The organism is Streptomyces sp. NPDC058239, from assembly GCF_042882185.1.
GTDB lineage: Bacteria > Actinomycetota > Actinomycetes > Streptomycetales > Streptomycetaceae > Streptomyces.
On sequence record NZ_JBHVWS010000014.1, the window covers coordinates 68,142 to 88,572 of the forward strand.

Here is a 20,431-nt window from a genome sequence, read left to right on the forward strand (position 1 = left end):
GCTCATGTGCCGGTCAGCCGCTCCACGACCGGCACGAACTCCTCCCACCGTGCCGCGGGCAGCACCCAGTAGCTGATCCCGAACCGCTCGCGGCGGTCCCGCAGCCGCGCGCAGATCTCGTCGACGGTGCCCGCGAGGACCACGGGCGAGTCCAGGACCTCGCCGGGCGGCAGGCCGAAGCGGGGGGCCAGCTCGCGCGTGGCGTACTCCTCGGAGTCGGTGACGACCGCGGCGTCGATGAGCAGGCACTGCAGCTCCGGGACGGAGGTCCGGCCGGCCGCGGCCGCGAACTCCCGCACCCAGCAAACCCGTTCGTCGAACCGCTCGGCGCGGGCGTTGTCGCCGAGCGGCTTGTCACGGCGGCCGGAGGAGAGCCGCGCGGTCAGCGACACGATGTCCGCGTGCTCCACGGCGGTCCGCAGCATCCGGGGGCCACCCCCTCCCATGACCCAGGCGGCCGGGCCAGGCCGTGGCGCGCCGATCGCGTCGACGGCCGAGCAGTGGCGACCCTCGTACGAGATCGCCCCCTTCTCCCAGAGCTCCTTGAGGATGTGCGCGGTCTCCGCCAGCCGTTCGATGCGGATGCCGGGAGGGTCCATGGGGATGCCGGCGCGGGCGAAGTCGGGGGGATACCAGCCGGCGCCGAGGCCGATCTCCAGGCGCCCCGGTGCCGCCTGGTCGAGCGTGGCCAGGTCCTTGAACAGCACGGCGGGGCGTCTCAGGTCGGCGGCGAGCATCAGGGTGCCCAGGGCGATCCGTGAGGTCCAGCCGGCCGCGAGGGCCAGCGAGACCACGGGCGACCAGCGCTCGTCCAGGTGGTCGGGGACGAGCAGGGACGCGTAGCCCGCCTCCTCGGAGCCCACCGCCAGCGCGCGCAGGGCGCCGATGCCGGAGAGCGCCCCCGCGTACACACCGAACCGGAACGGGTGCCGTCCGGCCGGCGGTCCGCCGGTCACGGCATGCCCGTCAGGCCGGGGCCCGGGGCGTTCACGAGCACCGCGGTGTTGCCCGCCGCATGCCGGTTCTCGTACACCTGCTGATGGGCCCGGCCGATCTCCTCGAAGGGCACGGTCTCGCTCAGGCAGGGATCGACGCGTCCGGCCGCCACCAGGTCAATGATCGCCCGGGTCTCGCGCACGTTGGCCGCGTGCGAGCCCTGGAGCCGCTTCTGGAACATCCACACGAAGCGCAGGTCGATGTGGCCCATGTAGCCGCTGGTGCCCGCGCAGGTCACCACCATGCCGGCGTTGTCGCAGACGTACACCGACGTGGCGAGCGTGTCCCGGCCCGGGTGTTCGAGGACGATGCGCGGTGACCGGCGCTCGCCGAGCACCTCCCAGATCCGCCGGCCGAAGGAGCGCGCGCCGTCCAGCCACGCGCCGTAGGCCGCGGTGTCGTCGGGGCCGGGCAGGTCGCCCCAGTGGGTGAACTCACTCCGGTTGACCACCCCGTGGGCGCCGAGCCGCATGCAGTGGTCCCGCTTGGCGTCGTCGGAAACGACCGCGACGGGGATCCCGCCGAAGTGGTTGACGATCTGGATGGCCATCGATCCGAGGCCGCCGGAGCCGCCCCAGATCAGCACCGGATCACCGGGCCGCACATGGTGCGGGTGCCAGTTGGTCAGCATGCGGTACGAGGTGGAGCCGCCGCCGAGGAAGCAGCCGGCCTCCTCCCAGGTCAGCCGCTGCGGCTTCGGGTGGCACTGGTACTCGTCGACGACCGTGAACTGGGCGAAGGAACCGTAGTTGAGCTCATAGCCCCAGGCGCGCTGCGACCGGGAGGCGGTGGGGTCGGTGCCGAGCCGGATGTCGGGGGCGGACTCGTCCCAGCGGACCCCGCCCACGATCACCTCGTCGCCGACGCGGTACTGGGTGACGCCCTCGCCGACCGCCCACACCACCCCGGCCCCTTCGGAGCCCGCGATGTGGAAGTCGTGCGGATCGCCCTGCTTGCGGCGGGCCGCGATGACGTCGGCGGGCGCGCCGAGCGCGGCCCACACGCCGTTGTAGTTGACCCCGGCCGCCATCACCAGGAGCAGGATCTGGCCCCGGCCGACCGGCGGCACCTCGGTCTGCTCGATGCGTATGGCGTCGGCGGGCGCGCCGTAGCGCTCCTGCCGGATCATGGCCGCGTGCATGTAACGCGGCACCTCCCCCAGCGGCGGTATCTCACCGATCTCGTAGATGTCCTGGCCCATCAGCCGTCCGTTCCCTTCTCGGTGCGACGCAGCCGCGCGGTGACGATCCGCCCGATTTCGGCGAGCGGCTCCGGATCCATCATGTGTTCGTGGGTGCAGCGCACCCCGTGGGCGTGCACCCGTCCCTCGACGTACGGCTGCCAGCGCTCGGCCCGGCTTTGGGCGCCGGCGCCGGCGCCGTCGGGCAGGGCAGCGAAGAGCAGCGCGTCCCCGCGGAACACCCGCGGGACGAACGCGTGCCGAAGGTCCACGTGGTCCTCGAAGGTCTCCAGGACCGTGTCGAGCCGGTCGGCGAGCAGTTCCATGAGCGGGTTGCCGAGGGCACGCAGCGCCGCGGCCGCCTCCTGACGGGTGATGGCTTCGGTGCCGGGCGAGGAAGGCGCCGCGTGCGTCACTTCCAGCAGGGCACGCAGCAGTTCGCCGCCGTCGCCGGCCGCCGCAGGCGGCGCGGTGCCCGCCTCGACCGGGTAGGCGTCGAGCAGGGCGAGCGTGGCGACCTCGTCGCCGTCCTCCTGGAGCCGCGCGGCCACGGCGTGGGCGACAAGTCCGCCGAAGGACCAGCCGAGCAGGTGGTAGGGGCCGGTGGGCCGTACCTTCCTGATCTGCTCGACGAAGTCCGCGGCGATCTCCTCGACGCCGGTCGGCCGGTAGCCGGGCGTGCTGTAGGCGCGGGCCTGCAGTCCGTACACCGGGTGCTCGGACGGCAGGTGCCGCAGCAGTCCGGCGTACCGCCAGCTCAGTCCGCCGCCGGCGTGGAAACAGAAGACCGGGGCCTCGTCTCCGGTGGTCCGCAGTGGCAGCAGTACCTCCAGGCCGCCGTGCTCGTCGGGGCCGGTGTCCGGCTCCAGCCGACGCGCCAGCGCCGCGACGTTGGGCGCGGTGAACAGCGCCTGCACACTCAGCCCGGATCCCAGGGTGGCGCGGATGCGGCTGACGAGCGCCGCGGCCGTCAGCGAGTTGCCGCCCAACATGAAGAAGTCGTCGTCGAGGCCGACCTCGGGCACGCCGAGCGCGTCGGCGAACAGACCGCACAGCACCTCTTCTTGAGGGGTGCGCGGCGGGCGAGTGCGCTCGGCCCGGTGGTCGGGCGCGGGCAGCGCCGCACGGTCCAGCTTGGTGTTGTCGGTCAGCGGCAGCCGGTCGAGGACGACAAAGGCGGACGGCACCATGAACTCCGGCAGCAGACCGGCCAGCCGCTCCCGCAGGGCGGCCAGGTCGGGGGCCGGCGAGCCGGCGTCCGGCACCACGTACGCGACCAGGCGCTTGTCGCCCGGGCGGTCCTCCCGGACCAGCGCGACCGCCTGTCCGATCCCGGGGTGGCCGGTGACGGCGACCTCCACCTCGCGCAGCTCCACCCGGAATCCGCGCAGCTTGACCTGCTCGTCGGCGCGCCCGGCGAACTCCATGAGCCCGTCCGCGCGCCGGCGGACGAGGTCGCCGGTGCGGTACATGCGCGTGCCGGGCGGGCCGTAGAGGTCGGCGACGAAGCGCTCGGCCGTCATGGCCGGGTTGTTCTCGTAGCCGCGCGACACCCCGGAGCCCGCCAGGTACAGCTCGCCGACGACGCCCACCGGCACGGGTTCGAGGCCCGGGCTGAGGACGTAGGCCCGGGTGCCGTCCAGCGGGTGGCCGATGGGCACGCTCTCCGGCACCGGGTCGCCCGCGCGCATCGAGTGCCGGGTGGAGAACACCGTGGTCTCGGTCGGCCCGTACCCGGCGGTGACCACCGTGTCCGGGCAGGCGCGCAGTGCCCTGCGCACCGCGTCCGCGGGGACCACGTCGCCGCCGGTGCGCACCTCGCTCAGGGCCGCGAAGCACTCCGGGTGTTCCTCGGCGAGCAGCCGGAACAGACCTCCGGAGGCCCACAGGCCGGTGACGCGCTCCTCGACCACGAGGGCAGCGAGGGCGTCCAGGTCGAGCTTGCCCGGCGGGGCGACCACGATCTCCCCGTGGTTGAGCAGCGGCACCCACCACTCCAGCGTGGAGGCGTCCCAGGCGTGCGGCGAGTGGAAGAGCACCCTGCGGCGGCTGTCGAGGCCCCACCAGCGGTCCGCCGCGAGTTCCACCACGTTCTGGTGGGTGACGGCGACGCCCTTGGGGGTGCCGGTGGATCCGGAGGTGTAGATGACGTAGGCCAGTTGGTCGGGTGCCACGTCGACGTGCGGCGCGGTGACGTCCTGGCCGGACACCCGGGGGTCGCTGTCGACCGCGACGACCCGCACCCCCGCGTCGGGCCCGGCGGTCCACGCGGGCGTGAGTCCCTCGTGGGTGAGCAGAACGGGCGCGGCGGTCTCGGAGACAAGCAGTTGCTGGCGCAGCTCCGGGGTGTCGGGCTCCAGCGGTACGTACACGGCACCGGCCTTGAGGACGGCGAGGACGGCGACGACGAGGTCGACGCCCCGGTCGAGGAGCACCGCCACACGGGTCTCCCGGCCCACCCCCAGCTGGCCGAGGAGCCGCGCAAGCCGGTTGGCGCGCTCGTCCAGCTCACGGTAGGTGAGCCGCTGGTCGAGGTGGCGGATCGCCGTGTCCTCGGGCCCTTGGGCCACGGCGTCGGCGAACCGGCCGGGAATCGTGGCGGGCCGGGCGGCGGCCGGCGTGAACGCGTCGCCGTTCCAGCCGTCCAGGAGCTGTCGCCGCTCGGCCGGATCGAGGACGTCGATCCGCCCGACGGGCCGCCGCGGGTCGCCGACAACCTGTTCCAGGACGCGTACGAGGCGGTCCAGGAGCTCCTCGACCCGCTCGTGGGCGAGGAGCTCGGGCCGGTAGTCCAGGCGCAGCCGCAGTCCCGTCGGTGTCATGTTGGCGATCAGGGCGAGCGGGTAGTGCGCCGCCGCGCGGCCCTCCCTGGCCTTGGCGCTCAGCCCGGTGTCCGTCGACGCCCCGGAGGTGGGCGCGGGGAAGTTCTCGTAGACCACCAGCGCGTCGAAGAGTTCGCCGGCGCCGGCCAGCTGCTGGATGCGGGCGAGTCCGAGCTGGTGATGGGCGCTGAGCGCGGTCTGCTCGCGCTGGATGCGGGCCGTCAGCTCCTGCCAGGTCTCGCCGAGCCTCAGCCGGACCCGGACCGGGATGGTGTTGATGAACAGGCCGAGTATGGACTCGATGCCGGGTATCTCCGGCGGGCGGCCGGAGACCGTGGTCCCGAAGACCACGTCGTCGCGGCCGAGCAGCCGGCCGGCCAGCACCGCCCACGCCCCCTGCAGGAACGTGTTGACGGTGGTCGCGGACCGTGCCGCCTGCTCCTGGAGCACCGTGGTGAGCGAGGCGGGCAGGTCACGGACGACATTGCGGGGCATCTCGGTCGGCGGGCTCGGCTCGGCACCCGCCAGGAGCGTGGGCTCCGAGACACCGGCCAGGGCTTCGCGCCAGGCCGCCTCGGTCGCCGCGCGGTCCTGCCGCGACAGCCAGTCGAGATAGCCGCGGTACGGGACGACCGACGGCAGCGCGCCCTGGTCGCCGTGCCGGTAGAGCGCGAACAGGTCGCGCATGAACAGCGGCACCGACCAGCCGTCGAGCAGGATGTGGTGCTTGAGGATCAGCAGCCGGTGTCTGTCCTCGCCGAGCCTGATCAGGGTGAACCGGATCAGCGGCGGCCGGCCGAGATCGAACCGCTGGGTGCGGGCGTCATCGGTCAGCCGTGCCGACTCGGCCGCTCTGGCGGGCTCGTCGAGCCCGGACAGGTCCACCTCCGTCCAGGGCAGTTCGACCTGCCGGGGGACGATCTGGACGCTGTCGCCCCCGCCGCGGTGGCGGAACCCGGCCCGCAGGTTGGGGTGGCGGTCCAGGACGCCCTGCCCGGCGGCCCGCAGCGCCGTGGCGTCCAGCGGGCCTGTCAGGTCGAGCGTGGTCTGCATGGTGTAGACGTCGGGGCCGGTGCCCGCGAACAGGGCGTGGAAGAACAGTCCTTCCTGGAGCGGCGAGAGCGGCAGGACGTCCTCGACGCCGTCCGGCTCGGCCTCCCAGGCGTCGATCTCCTCCTGGGTGACGGAGACGAGCGGCAGGTCGGCGGGGACGAGTCCGCCGGCGCCCGGCCGCCCGGCCCGGTCGGCCAGGGCGCGCAGCACCCGCAGCCAGGTGTCGAGCAGGTCCTGGACCTCCTCGGCGGGGAACAGCGCGGCGGGCCAGGCACAGCTGACGCTCAGCCGGGGCCCGTCGGCCAGGTCCCGGACGGCCGCCGCCAGTTCGAGGGCGTGGGCGAACGGCAGGTCGCCGTCGGACGGGTCGACGCCGGCGGCGAGGTCCGTGCTGACCGACCACTCGGTGGGCGCCGGGCTCTCGCCGTCGAGGGCGCCGCCGTTCATCCGGCCCAGGTAGTTGAAGCCGATCTGCGGGGAGCCGTACGGGGCGAGGACGCCGGCCGTGTCCGGGTTGAGGTAGCGCAGCAGTCCGAATCCCAGCCCGTTGTCGGGGAGTTCCCTCAGGCGGCTCTTAATCCGCTTGAGGGCGTCGACCACCGCGGGCTCCCCTGCCGGCACCCGGCCCGGGTCCGGCTCTCCCGGGTCGAGCCGCAGCGGGAACACGCTGGTGAACCAACCGACGGTGCGGGAGAGGTCGATCTCGTCGGCGATCTCCTCCCGGCCGTGGCCCTCCACGTCCAGCAGGACAGTGCGGTCGCTGCCCCAGCCGTGCCGCTCCCGCCAGTCGGCGACGGCGAGTGCGAGCCCGGTCAGCAGGATGTCGTTCATGCGGACCTGGAACGTCTCCGGTACGGAGGTGAGCAGCGTGCCGGTGAGGTCGGCGGGCAGGGTGGCGGTCAGGTACTCGGCCGTCCCCCGGGTGTCCCGGGCGGGCCTGAGCGCCCCGGCGCCGATGCGGGGGTCGTCGCCGTCCAGCATGCCGGTCCACAGGTCCAGTTCGGCGGCGCGTTCCGGGTCCTGGCCCTCGGCGAGGAGGAGCTGGGACCAGCGCCGAAGCGAGGTGCCCACCGGGGCGAGCCGGGGTTCGCCGCCGGCCGCGGCGGTCCGCCACGCCTGGGCCAGGTCGGGCACCAGGATGCGCCAGGACACCCCGTCGACAACCAGGTGGTGGGCGATCAGCAGCAGTCGCCCCGGGCGTTCGGGCCCCGAGTCGAACCACACCACCTGGAACATCGACCCGGACTCCGGGTCCAGGCGGTCCCGCGCGGCCTCGCCCTCCCGGGCGACCAGGGCGGCGAGCTCCGGGGAGCCGTCCGGGTGAGCGGTGATGTCCACCCGCCGCACGCGCTCCCGCGCAGGGACGTCGCCGCTCGGGGCGACCTTCAGGCCCCAGGTGACCTTGGTGGCGCCGCCGACCAGGGTGGCGCGCAGCGCGTCGTGGTGGTCGAGCAGGCTCTGCACGGCGGCGACGAGTGCATCGAGTCCCAGTGCGGGCACCGTCAGCAGGACCGACTGGTTGAGGTGCGCGACCGGGCCGCGCCGCTGGGCGAGCCAGCGCATGACGGGGGTCGCCGGTACGGCGCCGACGCCGTCGTCGCGACGCCGGTGGTCCTGGGGCGCGGACTCGCGTACGGCCGCGGCGAGTTCGGCCACGGTCTGGTGCCGGAACAGGTCCCTGGGGGTGACGACCAGTCCGGCGGCGCGTGCCCGGCTGGCGACCTGGAGCGCGCTGATGCTGTCGCCACCCAGGGCGAAGAAGTTCTCGTCGACGCCGATCCGGGGTAGCGCGAGCACGTCCGAGACCACCTGGCAGAGCAGTTCCTCCCGGGGGTCGCCGGGGCGGCGTGCGGTGTCGGCCGCGACCTGCCGGACCGCGGGCAGGGCCGCATGGTCCACCTTGCCGTTCACGGTCAGGGGTATGCGGTCGAGCACCACCACCGCCGTCGGCACCATGTGCTCGGGCAGGAGCTCGGCGAGCCGGGCGCGGATCCGCTCGGTGTCGGCCTCGGTGTCGGTGCCCGGCGCCGGGGTCACATAGCCGACCAGCCGCCTGCGGCCGGGCTGGTCCTCCCGTACGACGGCGACGGCCCGGCCCACCTCGGGGCAGGACGTCAACGCGCTCTGGATCTCGCCCAGTTCGATCCTGAAGCCGCGGATCTTCACCTGGTCGTCCGCGCGGCCGGCGAACTCCAGCCGGCCGTCGGCCCGCCGGCGCGCCAGGTCACCTGTGCGGTACATGCGGCTTCCGGCGGGGCCGTAGGGATCCGCCACGAAGCGTTCCGCGGTCAGTGGCGTACGCCCCAGATAGCCGCGGGCCACGCCGAGGCCGGACACGTACAGCTCTCCGGGCACGCCGACCGGGACGGGCCGCAGCGCGTCGTCGAGGACGTACACGCGGGCGTTCGGCAGCGGCCCGCCGATCGGCGGCACGCCCGGCACGGCCGGCAGCGGCCCGGCCATGGTGCACGAGACGGTGGTCTCGGTGGGGCCGTACGCGTTGAACATCCGGCGTCCGGCGGCCCACTTGGGCACCAGGGACGCCAGCGCCGCCTCGCCCGCGATGACCAGGTTCACCACGGAGGGCAGGCTGTCGTCGGGGAGCTGGGCGAGGATCGCGGGCGGCAGCGTCGCGTGCGTCACCCCGTATTGCCGGATCAGCGTGGGAAGCCGGTCGGCCTGGTCGAGCATGTCGGCGGGGCCCAGCACGAGGCAGGCTCCCGCGCACAGCGGTGTGCAGATTTCGGACACGGCCGCGTCGAAGCTGAGCGAGGCGAACTGCAGCGCCCGGCTGCCCGGCCCCATGCCGTACGCCCCGATCCTGGCCAGCACGATGTTCGGGACGGAGCGGTGCTCCACGACCACACCCTTGGGCCGGCCGGTGGAGCCGGACGTGTAGATCACGTAGGCGGGAGTGCGCGGGGTGAGCGGGGCCCGCCGGTCGGCGTCGGTGAGGTCGGCCGCAGAACGGCGCGACAGCTCCTCGGCGGTGGCCGGGTCGTCGAGGACGATCCGGCCGAAGGCGGACGGCAGACGGTCCGCGGTCGCCCGGGTGGTCACGGCGAGGACCGGACGCGCGTCGTCGAGCATGTAGCCGATCCGGTCGGCAGGGTACTCGCTGTCCACCGGCAGGTACGCGGCGCCGGACTTCAGCGCGGCCAGGACGGCGACGATCATCTCCACGGAGCGCGGCACCATCAGGGCGACCACGCTCTCGGGTCCCGCGCCGCGCTCGACCAGGAGCCGGGCCACCCGGTTGGCGCGGGCGTCGAGCTCCGCGTACGACACGGTGTCCGCGCCGCAGATGACGGCCGGGGCGTCCGGGGTGCGCGCGACCTGCTCCTCGAACAGCTGCGGCAGGAGCAGCGCGGGCAGCGGGCGTTCGGTGTCGTTCCAGCCACGCAGCAGCCGGTCGCGCTCGGCCTCGCCCAGGATCTCCGCCTCGCCGATGGGCCGGCCGGGGTCGGTGACCACGGCACGCAGCAGCCGGACGAACCGTTCCGCGATCGCCGCGACCGTGGACCGGTCGAAGAGATCGCGCGCGTAGGCGACCGATCCGGCCAGGCCCGCCGCTTCCCCGTCGGTGGCCTGCTCCACCAGGCGTACGGACAGGTCGAACTTGGCCCGGCCGGGCGCCTCGCGCGGCGGCTCCACGGCGGCGGCCGTGGCGTCGCCCGCCGGGTCCTTGCCGCTCAGTCCGTCGAGTCCGGTCTCGGGCCGGGTGAAGTTGTCCAGGACGAGCATGACCTGGAAGAGGGGGTGCCGGGCGAGGGAGCGCGCCGGGTTGATCTCCTCGACCAGCCGGTCGAAGGAGACGTCCTGGTGGGCGTAGGCGGCGAGGTCCGACTCCCTTACCCGGTCGAGGAGTTCGTCGAAGGTCGGGTCGCCCGAGGTGTCTGTGCGCAGCACCAGGGTGTTGACGAAGAAGCCGACGAGGTCGTCGAGGGACTCGTCGCCGCGCCCGGACACGGCGGCACCGATGGGCAGGTCCGTTCCGGCGCCGAGGCGGGTCAGCAGCGCGCCGAGCGCGGCGTGCAGCACCATGTACGGCGTCGCACCGTGCGCGCGGGCCAGGTCCCGCAGCTTCTGGTGCAGTTCCGGGTCCACCTCGAAGGGGACGACGCCGCCCTCGTGCCGGGCCTCCGCGGGGCGCGGGCGGTCGGCGGGCAGTGTCATCTCCTCGGGGAGGTTCGCCAACTTCTGCCGCCAGTAGGAGAGTTGACGGTTCAGTTCGCTGTCCGGGTCGCCGTCGTCGCCGAGTATCTGGCGCTGCCAGAGCGTGTAGTCGGCGTACTGGACCGGCAGCGGCTGCCACTGCGGGACCTCGCCCGCCCGGCGTGCCGCGTAGGCGGTGGACAGGTCCCGTACCAGCGGCCGCACCGAACCGGCGTCACCGGCGATGTGATGGAGGACCAGGACCAGCAGGTGACTCTCCGGCCCGAGCGCGAGCAGCCTCGCCCGCAGCGGAGGCTCGGCGGCCAGGTCGAAGGGCTCGGCGCCGACGGCGCCGACCGCCCGGTCCGCCTCCTCGGGCCGGACCTCCAGGACGCCGAGGCGCGGGCGCGCGGCGTCGGGGTCCAGGACCACTTGGTGCGGCACACCGTCCGCTTCGGGGTAGACCGTGCGCAGGCTCTCGTGGCGGGCCACCACGTCGGCGAGCGCGCCCTCCAGGGCGTTCCGGTCCAGGGCGCCGTGCATCCGGGCCGCCAGGGAGATGTGGTAGAGGGGGCCGGTGTCGGCCAGCTTGCCGAGGACCCACAGGCGTCGTTGGGCGTACGACAACGGAACCGTCTCCGGACGCTCCCGCACCACCACCCCCGCACGCCCACTCACCACACCCGACTCGACCCACCCCACCAGACCCGCCACCGACGGCGCCTCGAACACCGCCCGCACCGGCACCTCAACCCCAAACACACCCCGCACCCGCGACACCAACCGCGTCGCCAACAACGAATGCCCACCCAAAGCAAAAAAGTCGTCCTCCGGCCCCACCACCCCCACACCCAGAACCTCGGCAAACAAACCACACAAAATCTCCTCACCCGCAGACCGCGGACCACGCCCCACCCCACCCGACACCAACGGCACCGGCAACGCCCCCCGATCCACCTTCCCGTTCGGCGTCAACGGCAACTCAGCCAACCCCACCACCACCGACGGCACCGCATACCCCGGCAACACCCCCGCCACCACACCACGCACCACCACCGGATCCACCCCACCCGTCACAAACCCAACCAACCGCCCCCCACCATCCGGACCCACCACCACCGACGCCACCGCACCCGACACACCCACAACCCCCCGCAACGCCGACTCCACCTCACCCAACTCCACCCGAAACCCCCGCACCGTCACCAGACCATCCACACGCCCCACGAACTCCAACCCCGACACCGTCCACCGCACCAAATCCCCCGTCCGATACAACCGCTCCCCCACACCCCCGAACGGATCCGCCACAAACCGCCCAGCCGTCACACCAGGCCGCCCCACATAACCCCGACCCACCCCCGCACCACCCACATACAACTCACCCACCACACCGAACGGCACCACACCCAAACCACCATCCAGCACATACACCCGCGTATTCCACAAAGGACCACCCACCACCACGGAACCACCGGGCACCACGGGGGCGGAGGTCGACCAGATGGTGGTCTCCGTCGGGCCGTACATGTTCCGTACGGACAGCGCCCGGTCCGCGAGCCGGGCCGCGAGGACGTCGTCCAGGGCCTCTCCGCCGACCAGCACGCGCAGCCCGTCGGCGGCGTCCGGGGCGGCGTCGAGCAGCGTCCGCCACAGGCTCGGCGTCGCCTGCATCACCGTGGCGCCGTCAACACGCAGCCGGCGGGCCAGCTCCGCGGGATCGCGGACGACGTCGCGCCCGGCGACCAGCACGGTCGCTCCCGAGACCAGCGGCAGGAAGACCTCCAGCAGACAGATGTCGAAGCCGAAGGTCGTCACGGCCAGCCAGCGGTCGTGCGGCGCCAGCGGCACCAACTCGCCCATCGAGGCCAGGAAGTTGCACAGCGCGGCGTGCGGGATCACAACGCCCTTGGGGCGGCCGGTGGAGCCCGAGGTGTAGAGGATGTACGCGGGATTCTCCGGCAGGGCCGGCACCGCGGCCGCCCACTCGGGGACCGGCCTCGTGTCCTCGATCAGGACCGTGGGGACGGCCGGCCCGGCGGGCAGCTTCGCCGCCGTCTCCCGTGTCGCGAGCACCAGCACAGGGGCGGCGTCCTGGAGGACGAGACGCACGCGTTCCGCGGGGAAGTCCACGTCCACCGGCAGGAACGCCGCACCGGTCTTGGACACCGCCAGCATCGCCACGACCGCGTCCACGGACCGCGGCACGGCGAGCGCCACCACCGACTCCGGCCCCACGCCCCGCGCGGCGAGCAGGCACGCCACGCCGTTTGCCCGTTCATCCAACTCGGCGTATGTAAGCGTCACCTGATTGTCCGTCACGGCGACCGCCGCCGGGGCCCGGCGGGCCTGGGCCTCGACGAGCCGGTGCACCGGGGCCTGCGGGACCGGGTGCGCGGTGTCGTTGCGGGTCACCAGGAGTTCGTGCCGCTCGGCCGGGTCGAGGACGTCGAGGGCGCCGAGCCGGATGCCGGGGTCGTCCGTCACCGCGACGAGCACCCGCTCCAGGCGCCGCAGCAGCGACTCGACCGTCGAGGCATCGAAGAGCTCGGCGGAGTACTCGGCAACGCCGTCGAGCCCGTCGGGCGCGCCGTCGGGGTCGCGCAGTTCGCCCAGGGCCAGGGACAGGTCGAAGCGCGCCCACAGTGTCTCGTTCGACACGGCCTCGACCTCGATGCCCGGCAGCGCCAGCTGCGCGCCGCCGCCGCTCTGCACGGTCAGGGCCACCTGGAAGAGGGGGTGACGGGCGAGCGAACGCGGCGGGTTCAGCTCCTCCACCAGCCGCTCGAACGGCAGCTCCTGGTGGTCGTACGCGGCGAGGTCGGTTTCCCTGACCCGCGCGAGCAGCCCACGGAAGGTCGGGTCGCCCGAGGTGTCGGTGCGCAGCACCAGGGTGTTGAGGAAGAAGCCGACCAGGTCGTCCAGGGCCCCGTCGGACCGTCCGGTGATGGGGGTACCGATCGGGATGTCGTCACCGGCGCCGGTCTTGCTGAGCACGGTCACGAACGCCGCCTGAACGACCATGAACAGGCTGGTGCCGGTTGCGCGGGCCAGCTCAAGGAGCCGCCGGTGCAGGGCGGCGTCACAGGAGAAGCGGAGCCGCGCTCCCCGCTGGGGCCCAGTGGCGGGGCGCGGCCGGTCGGCGGGCAGCGCGAGCTCCTCGGGCAGTTCCGCCAACTTCTGCTTCCAGTAGGCGAGTTGGATGGACAGCTCACTGTCCTGGTCGCTCTCGTCGCCGAGTACCTCGCGCTGCCAGAGCGTGTAGTCGGCGTACTGGACCGGCAGCGGCTCCCACCGCGGGGCCCCGCCCTCCCGGCGCGCCGCGTACGCGGCGGACAGGTCCGCGCCGAGCGGGCGCATCGACATCGCGTCGCCCGCGATGTGGTGCAGGACCAGGACGAGCACGTGGTCGTGCTCACCCAGTTCGAGGAGGGTCGTGTGCAGCGGCGGGCGCACCGTCAGGTCGAAGCCCTCCCGGGCGGCCCCGGCGACGGTTTCGCCGAGGTCGGCCTCGGTCACCGCGACGGTGCGCAGCAGCCGGCCGGCCAGGGACGCGGGGTCGAGGATCCGCTGACCGGGTTCGCCGTCCCGCTCGGGGAAGACGGTGCGCAGGCTCTCGTGGCGGGTCACCACGTCGGCCAGCGCGGCGTCCAGGGCCGCCCGGTCCAGCGGTCCGTGCAGCCGCAGCACGATCGGCAGGTTGTAGAGCGGGCTGTCCGGGTCGAGCCGGTTGATGAACCACTGCCGGCGCTGGGCGTACGACAGCGGCAGCGGGTCGGGTCGGTCGGCGGGGGCGAGCGCCGGGCGCGGTCCCGAGCCGGAGCCGCGCACCGCCTCGGCGAGGCCCGCCGGGGTGGGCGTCTCGAAGAGGGTGCGGATGCCCAGTTGCACGGAGAAGTCCCGGCGGATCCGGCTCAGGAGCCGGATCGCGAGGAGCGAGTGGCCGCCGAGTGCGAAGAAGCTGTCGTCCGGGCCGACCTCGTCGGTGCCCAGGACGTCCGCGAACAGGCCACGGAGGATGTCCTCGTGCGGGGTGCGCTGCCCCTGGGCCTGCTCCGCCGCACCGTGGCGCGGCGCGGGCAGGGCGGCGCGGTCCAGCTTGCGGTTGGCGGTCAGCGGCAGCTCGGGGAGGACCACGATCGCCGCGGGGACCATGTACTCCGGCAGGTGTCCGGCGACGAACCGGCGCAGTGCGGCCGGGTCCGGCGTCCCGTGCTTCCCTGCCCCGGCGCCGGCGTCGGCGTCGGCGTCGGCGTCGGCGGGCACGCAGTACGCCACCAGCCGCTTGTCCCCGGGGCGGTCCTCGCGCACCGTCGCCACGGCCTGGCCGACCGTGGGGTGCGTGGCGAGCGCGGCCTCGATCTCGCCGAGTTCGACGCGGAATCCGCGGATCTTGACCTGGTCGTCGGCCCGGCCGACGAACTCCAGGTTTCCGTCGGCGCGCCAGCGCACCAGGTCGCCGGTCCGGTACACGCGCTCGCCGGGGCCGCCGAGGGGGTCGGCGACGAACCGCTCGGCAGTCAGCGCGGGCCGGCCCAGATAGCCGCGCGCGAGCTGCGGTCCGGCGAGGTACAGCTGTCCCACGGTTCCCGCGGGCACGGGCTGGAGTGCGTCGTCGAGGACCAGGACCCGGCAGTTGCCCCGTGGCCTGCCGATGGGGACGTTCCCGTCGGGCAGGGCGTCGCCGGGCGCCACCCGGAACTCGGTGCAGTTGACGGTGGACTCGGTGGGTCCGTAGGCGTTGACGACGGTGGCCCCGGGATGGCGGCGCCGCCACCGCTCGAGGTCACGGCCGGTCAGCGCCTCGCCGCCGACGACGAGTTCCTCCGAGGGGGAGAAGCCGTCGTCGAGGGCGGACAGCAGCGGAAGATGGCTCGGCGTGATCTTCATGAAGGAGGCGAAGCCGGGCTCGGGCGTCACCTCGGGCCCCGGACCCGAGGCGCCGAAGAGGTCGACGATGCGTACGCAGCCGCCGGACACCAGGGGCGTGTACAGCGCTGTGACCGTCAGGTCGAAGGAGACGGGCGAGTGCACCGCCGTCACACCGCGCGTGCCCGGATGACGGGCGGCGGCCCAGCCGAGGTACTCGCGCAGGGAGCGGTGCTCGATCACCACGCCCTTGGGGCGGCCGGTGGTTCCGGAGGTGTAGATGACGTAGGCCGGGTGGCGCGGGGTGAGCGGTGCCGTCCGGTCGCCGTCGTCCGGGTCGTCCGCCGGGCAGGCGGCCAGCGCGGCCCGGGTCGCGGGCGCGTCCAGCCGGATCGCGGTGGCCGGCAGCGGGGCGGCGACGCCGCTGCCGGTGACCACCTGGACGGGCCGGGCGTCGGCCAGCATGGCGGCGACCCGGTCGGCGGGGAGGTCCGGTTCCACGGGGAGGTAGCCGGCACCGGACTTCAGCACCGCGAGCAGGGTGACGACCAGATCGGTGCACCGGGGCAGCGCCACGGCCACCAGCCGCTCGGGGCCCGCGCCCTGGTCGATCAGCAGCCGGGCCAGCCTGTTGGCTCGGGCGTTCAGTTCCGCGTACGAGAGCGCGGTATCGCCGTCGGTGACCGCGGGCGCGTCCGGCGTCCGGTACACCTGCCGCTCGAAGAGGGCGGGGAGCAGCGCGGACGGGTCCGCATCCGGGTGGCCGCCCTCCCCCGTGCCCCATTCGGCGAGGAGCCGGGTGCGCTCGCCGGAGTCGAGCAGGTCGAGGCCGCTGAGGGGGCGGCCGGGCTGGGCCACGGCGGCGCGCAGCAGCCGCTCCAGACGCTCCATGAGGGTTTCCACGGTGGCGTGGTCGAACAGGTCCGCGTTGTACTGCGCGATGCCCTCGATGCCGCCGGGGCTGCCGTCGGCGCCGCGCCGCTCACGGAGGTTGAACAGCAGGTCGAGCTTGACCGCCGCGCCAGACAGCGGCTCCGGGGCCACCTCCAGGCCGGGCAGCGCCAGGTGCGCGTCGGGGGCGTTGTCCAGGGTGAGCGACACCTGGAAGAGCGGGTTGCGGCCCGGGACGCGATCGGGCTTGAGCACCTCCACGAGCCGCTCGAACGGCAGGTCCTGGTGCGCGTAGGCCGCCAGGTCGACGGCGCGCACCCGGTCCATCAGCTCCCGGAAGTTCGGGTCGCCGCTGGTGTCCGTCCGCAGGACGAGGGTGTTCAGGAACAGGCCGACGAGGTCCTCGGTCGCCTCGTCCGTGCGCCCGGCGATCGGGGCGCCGATCGGGATGTCGTCTCCCGCGCCCAGCCGGGACAGGAGTGCGGCCAGACCGGCCTGAAGCGTCATGAAGACGGTCGCACCGCGGGCCCGGGCGAGGGCGGCCATGCGGCCGTGGAGCTCCGCGCCGAGCGTGAAGCGCACGGTGCGGCCCGGCGTTCCCTCGGCCGTGCGCCGGGGCCGGTCGAAGGGCAGGTCCAGGCTGTCCGGGAGGTCCCGCAGGGTCTCGGTCCAGTGGGCGAGCTGACGGCTGATCCGGCTGTCCTCGTCGTCCTCCGCACCCAGGTGCCGGTGCTGCCAGAGCGTGTAGTCGGCGTACTGGACGGGCAGGGGGCGCCATGCGGGGGCACGTCCCTCGCACCGCGCGGTGTAGGCCGTCCCGAGGTCCCTGGCGAGCGGTGCCGACGACCAGCCGTCGCTGACGATGTGGTGGGTGACCAGGACCAGTACGTGCTCGCGTGGCGCAAGGGCGACGAGCCGGGCGCGCAGCGGGAGTTCGCCGGCCAGGTCGAAGCCCCGGCCGATGCACTCGGACATCTCCCGGGCCAGCCCTGTCTCGTCCGTCTCGACCACGTCGAGCGCGGGGACGGCATCCGCGGCGTCGAGGACCACCTGGTGCGGCTCACCGCCGGTCTCCTGGAAGAGCGTCCGCAACGCCTCGTGCCGGGCCACGACGTCGGCGAGCGCGGCGCGCAGCGCTCCTCGGTCCAGATCCCCGCGGAGCCGCACGGCCACCGGGATGTTGTACGCGGAGGCCTGGCCGCCGAGCCGGTTGAGGAACCACATCCGGCGCTGGGCGGACGACAGCGGCACCACCTCGGGCCGTGCCACCGGCACCACGGGCTCGGCCGGCCGCTCGTCGGCGTGCGTGAGCCGCTCCGCGAGCGCGGCCACCGTCGGCGCCTCGAAGAGCGCGCGGACCGGCAGCTCGGTACCGAGCGTCGCCCGGATCCGGCTCACCAGACGGGTCGCGGACAGCGAGTGCCCGCCCAGGTCGAAGAAGCCCTCGTCGACACCGACCCGTGCCACGCCGAGGACCTCGGCGAACAGGCCGCACAGCACTTCCTCCCGCGGGTCGCGCGGGCCGCGGGCGTCGCGGCTGCCGGTCAACTCCGGTGCCGGCAGGGCCTTGCGGTCCACCTTGCCCGTGGCAAGCTGCGGGAGGGCGTCCAGGGCCATGACGGCGGCCGGGACCATGTGGGCGGGCAGCGCCGCGGCGGCGGCCCGGCGCAGCGCGTCGGGGTCGAGCACGGCACCGGGGCGCGGCACGGCGTAGCCGACCAGCCGCCGGTCGCCGGGGGTCACCTCGTGGACCACGACCGCGACCTGGGCCAGGTCGCCCAGTTCCCGCAGGGTCTCCTCGACCTCGCCCAACTCGACGCGGAAGCCGCGGATCTTGACCTGCTCATCGGTGCGTCCGAGGTACTCCACCACGCCGTCGGCGCGCTGGCGCACCAGGTCCCCGGTCCGGTAGATGCGCTCGCCCGGGCCGCCGAACGGGTCCGCGACGAACCGTCCCGCGGTCTGCGCCGCGCGGCCCAGATAGCCGCGGGCCAGTCCGGCGCCGGCGATGTAGAGCTCGCCGCCGGTGCCCGGCGGCACCGGCTGGAGCCCGCCGTCGAGCACGTACACCCGGGTGTTGCCGACGGGGCGTCCGATGACGGGCCGTTCGTCGTCCTGGAGCGAGGCGACGAGGGAGTCGACGGTCGTCTCGGTGGGCCCGTAGAAGTTCCTGCCCACGACGCCTGCGGCCCGCAGGTCGTTCCACAGGCCCTCGCCGACCTGCTCTCCGCCGACCATGACGCCCCGCAGGCCGGACTCCAGGATCCCCTGGGACAAAAGGAGTTGGGCATAGGTGGGGGTGACGTCGACGATGTCGGCGCGGTGTTCGGCGACGTACCGGCACAGCGCCTGGGCGTCGCGTCGCACGTCGTCGGGGACCAAGTGCAGCTCGTGTCCGGCGATCATCCACAGCAGGGGCGGCCAGAGCGCGTCGGAGGAGAGACCGGCAGTGTGGGCGACCCGCAGCCGTTCCCGCCCGGCGCCGGCCGCGGCGGGCGCGAAGACGTGTTCCCGGTGGCTGAGGAAGAGGTTGGCGAGGGCGCCGCGGGGCACGACGACGCCCTTGGGCGTACCGGTCGAGCCCGAGGTGTAGTGCACGTAGGCGGCGTGGTCCGGGTGCACGGGACGCAGGAGCTCCGCCGGTCCGGGGTCCGTGGCCGCGCACCGGCCGAGGGCCTCGGCCGTGTCCGGGTCGTCGAGGAGGGTGACGGGGACGTCGGTGGCGGGCAGCCGCCGCAGCGGCCCCGACTCGGTGAGCAGCAGGGCGGGGCGGGCGTCGGCGAGGAGCCCGGCGACGCGGTCCGCCGGGTCGTCGAGGTCGACCGGCAGATACGCGGCACCGGTCTTGAGCACGGCGAGCAGGGCGGCGACGGTCCGCGTGGAGCGGGGCAGGGCGAGGGCCACGACGTCCTCGGCGCCGATGCCGAGGCCCATCAGGTGCCGGGCGAGCCGGTTGGCACGGGCGTTGAGCCCGGCGTAGTCGGTGCTCTCGCCGTCGTGCACGACGGCCGCGGCCGTGGGGGTCCGCGCGGCCCGCCGCTGGAAGATGTCGACGAGACAGTCGCCGGACAGCGGGGACGCGGTGTCGTTGAACTCGTCGAGCAGGACGCGGCGTTCGTCGGCACTGAGCACACCGACCCGGCCCGTGGGCAGGTCGGGGGTGTAGGCGAGCGCTTCGAGCAGCAGCCTGAAGCGCCGCATGAGGGCCTCGGCGGCGGCGCGCGGGTAGGCGTCCGGGCGGTGCTCCAGGCGCAGTTCCAGGCGTTCGCCGGAGCGCGCGGCTATCAGACCGAGGGTGTAGTGCGTGGCGTCGTGCCCGTCGGCGGAGGTCAGCCGCACGCCGGCCACGGCGCGCTCCAGCGACTCCCGCTCCACCAGAAAGTTCTCGGTCACCACGGTGGTGTCGAAGAGGTTGCCCAGGCCGGCCGTCCGCTGGATGTCGCCGAGCCCGATGTGCTGATGGTCCATCAGTAGCGTCTGTTCGCGCTGCACCCGGGTGAGGAGGCCGGCGAAGGTCTCGGCGGGCCGCAACCGGATGCGGACGGGCACGGTGTTGATGAACAGGCCCACCATGCCCTGTACGCCGGGGACCTCCGGCGGCCGGACGGAGACCGTGGCCCCGAACACCACGTCGTCCCGGCCGGTCAGCCGACCGAGGAGCAGCGCCCAGACGGCCTGGACCACGGTGTTCAGGGTCACTGCGTGGGCGGCCGCCTGACGCTGGAGCGCCTCACCGAGCCGGTCCGGCAGCTCCACGGTGAGCTGCTCGGGCCGGACCGGGGGCGCTGTCTCGCCCCGGGGGGCCAGCAGCGTCGGCGCCTGGAGCCCTTCCAGCGCCGCGCTCCAGGCGCGTAGCCCGCTCTCGGTGTCCTGTCCGGCCAGCCAGCCCAGGAAGGTGCGGTAGGGGGTGACGGCCGGCAGCCGCGCGGTGTCGCCCCGGTGCTCGTACAGTGCCATCAGGTCGCGCAGCAGCAGCGGGCCGGACCAGCCGTCCATCAGGATGTGGTGGTTGGTGACGACCAGGCGGTGCAGCTCCGGTTCCTCCTGGACCAGCAGGAAGCGGGTGAGCGGCGGCCGGTCGAGGTCGAAGCGGGTGGTGCGCTGCTCCTCGCGCAGTGCGTCGAGTGCGGCCGCGCGCCGGTCGGGGGCGAGGCCGGTCAGGTCCGTCTCCCGCCAGTGCGGTTCGGTGTCCGTGGGGATGTACTGGACCGCCTTGCCCGACCCGGTCATCCGGAACCCGGCGCGGAGGTTGGAGTGGCGGCGCAGCAGCGCGCGGGCGGCGTCGTGCAGCCGCTCGGCGTCCAGGGGTCCGGCCAGGCCCACGGCGAGCTGGACGGTGTACACGTCCGGCCGCCGGTCGTCGTACAGGGAGTGGAAGAGCAGGCCTTCCTGCAGGGAGGTCAGGGGCAGTACGTCGTCGAGTGCGGGCCGGACATCGCCGGAACGTGTCTTGCGGGTCACTTGT

The 20,431-nt window shown here is 73.9% G+C and carries 3 protein-coding genes; all 3 read right to left on the reverse strand.

The genetic code is table 11. The features are described 5' to 3' along the window. Positions 1-2 precede the first annotated feature (2 nt). The 3 genes from ACFVYE_RS17865 to ACFVYE_RS17875 are packed head-to-tail and all read right to left on the reverse strand — an operon-like array spanning position 3 to position 20,427. Complete coding sequence (locus ACFVYE_RS17865; RefSeq protein ID WP_383974303.1) at positions 3-956, reverse strand: TIGR03621 family F420-dependent LLM class oxidoreductase; 954 nt, start codon at positions 954-956, stop codon at positions 3-5. Next, on the reverse strand, positions 953-2,197 hold the full coding sequence (ccrA, locus tag ACFVYE_RS17870) for a crotonyl-CoA carboxylase/reductase (protein WP_389606261.1): 1,245 nt from the start codon (positions 2,195-2,197) through the stop codon (positions 953-955). The genes ACFVYE_RS17865 and ccrA overlap by 4 nt, the downstream gene beginning before the upstream one ends. After that, complete coding sequence (locus ACFVYE_RS17875) at positions 2,197-20,427, reverse strand: non-ribosomal peptide synthase/polyketide synthase (protein ID WP_389606263.1); 18,231 nt, start codon at positions 20,425-20,427, stop codon at positions 2,197-2,199. Before ACFVYE_RS17875 ends, ccrA begins: the two co-directional genes overlap by 1 nt. Between the last annotated feature and the right edge of the window lie 4 nt (positions 20,428-20,431).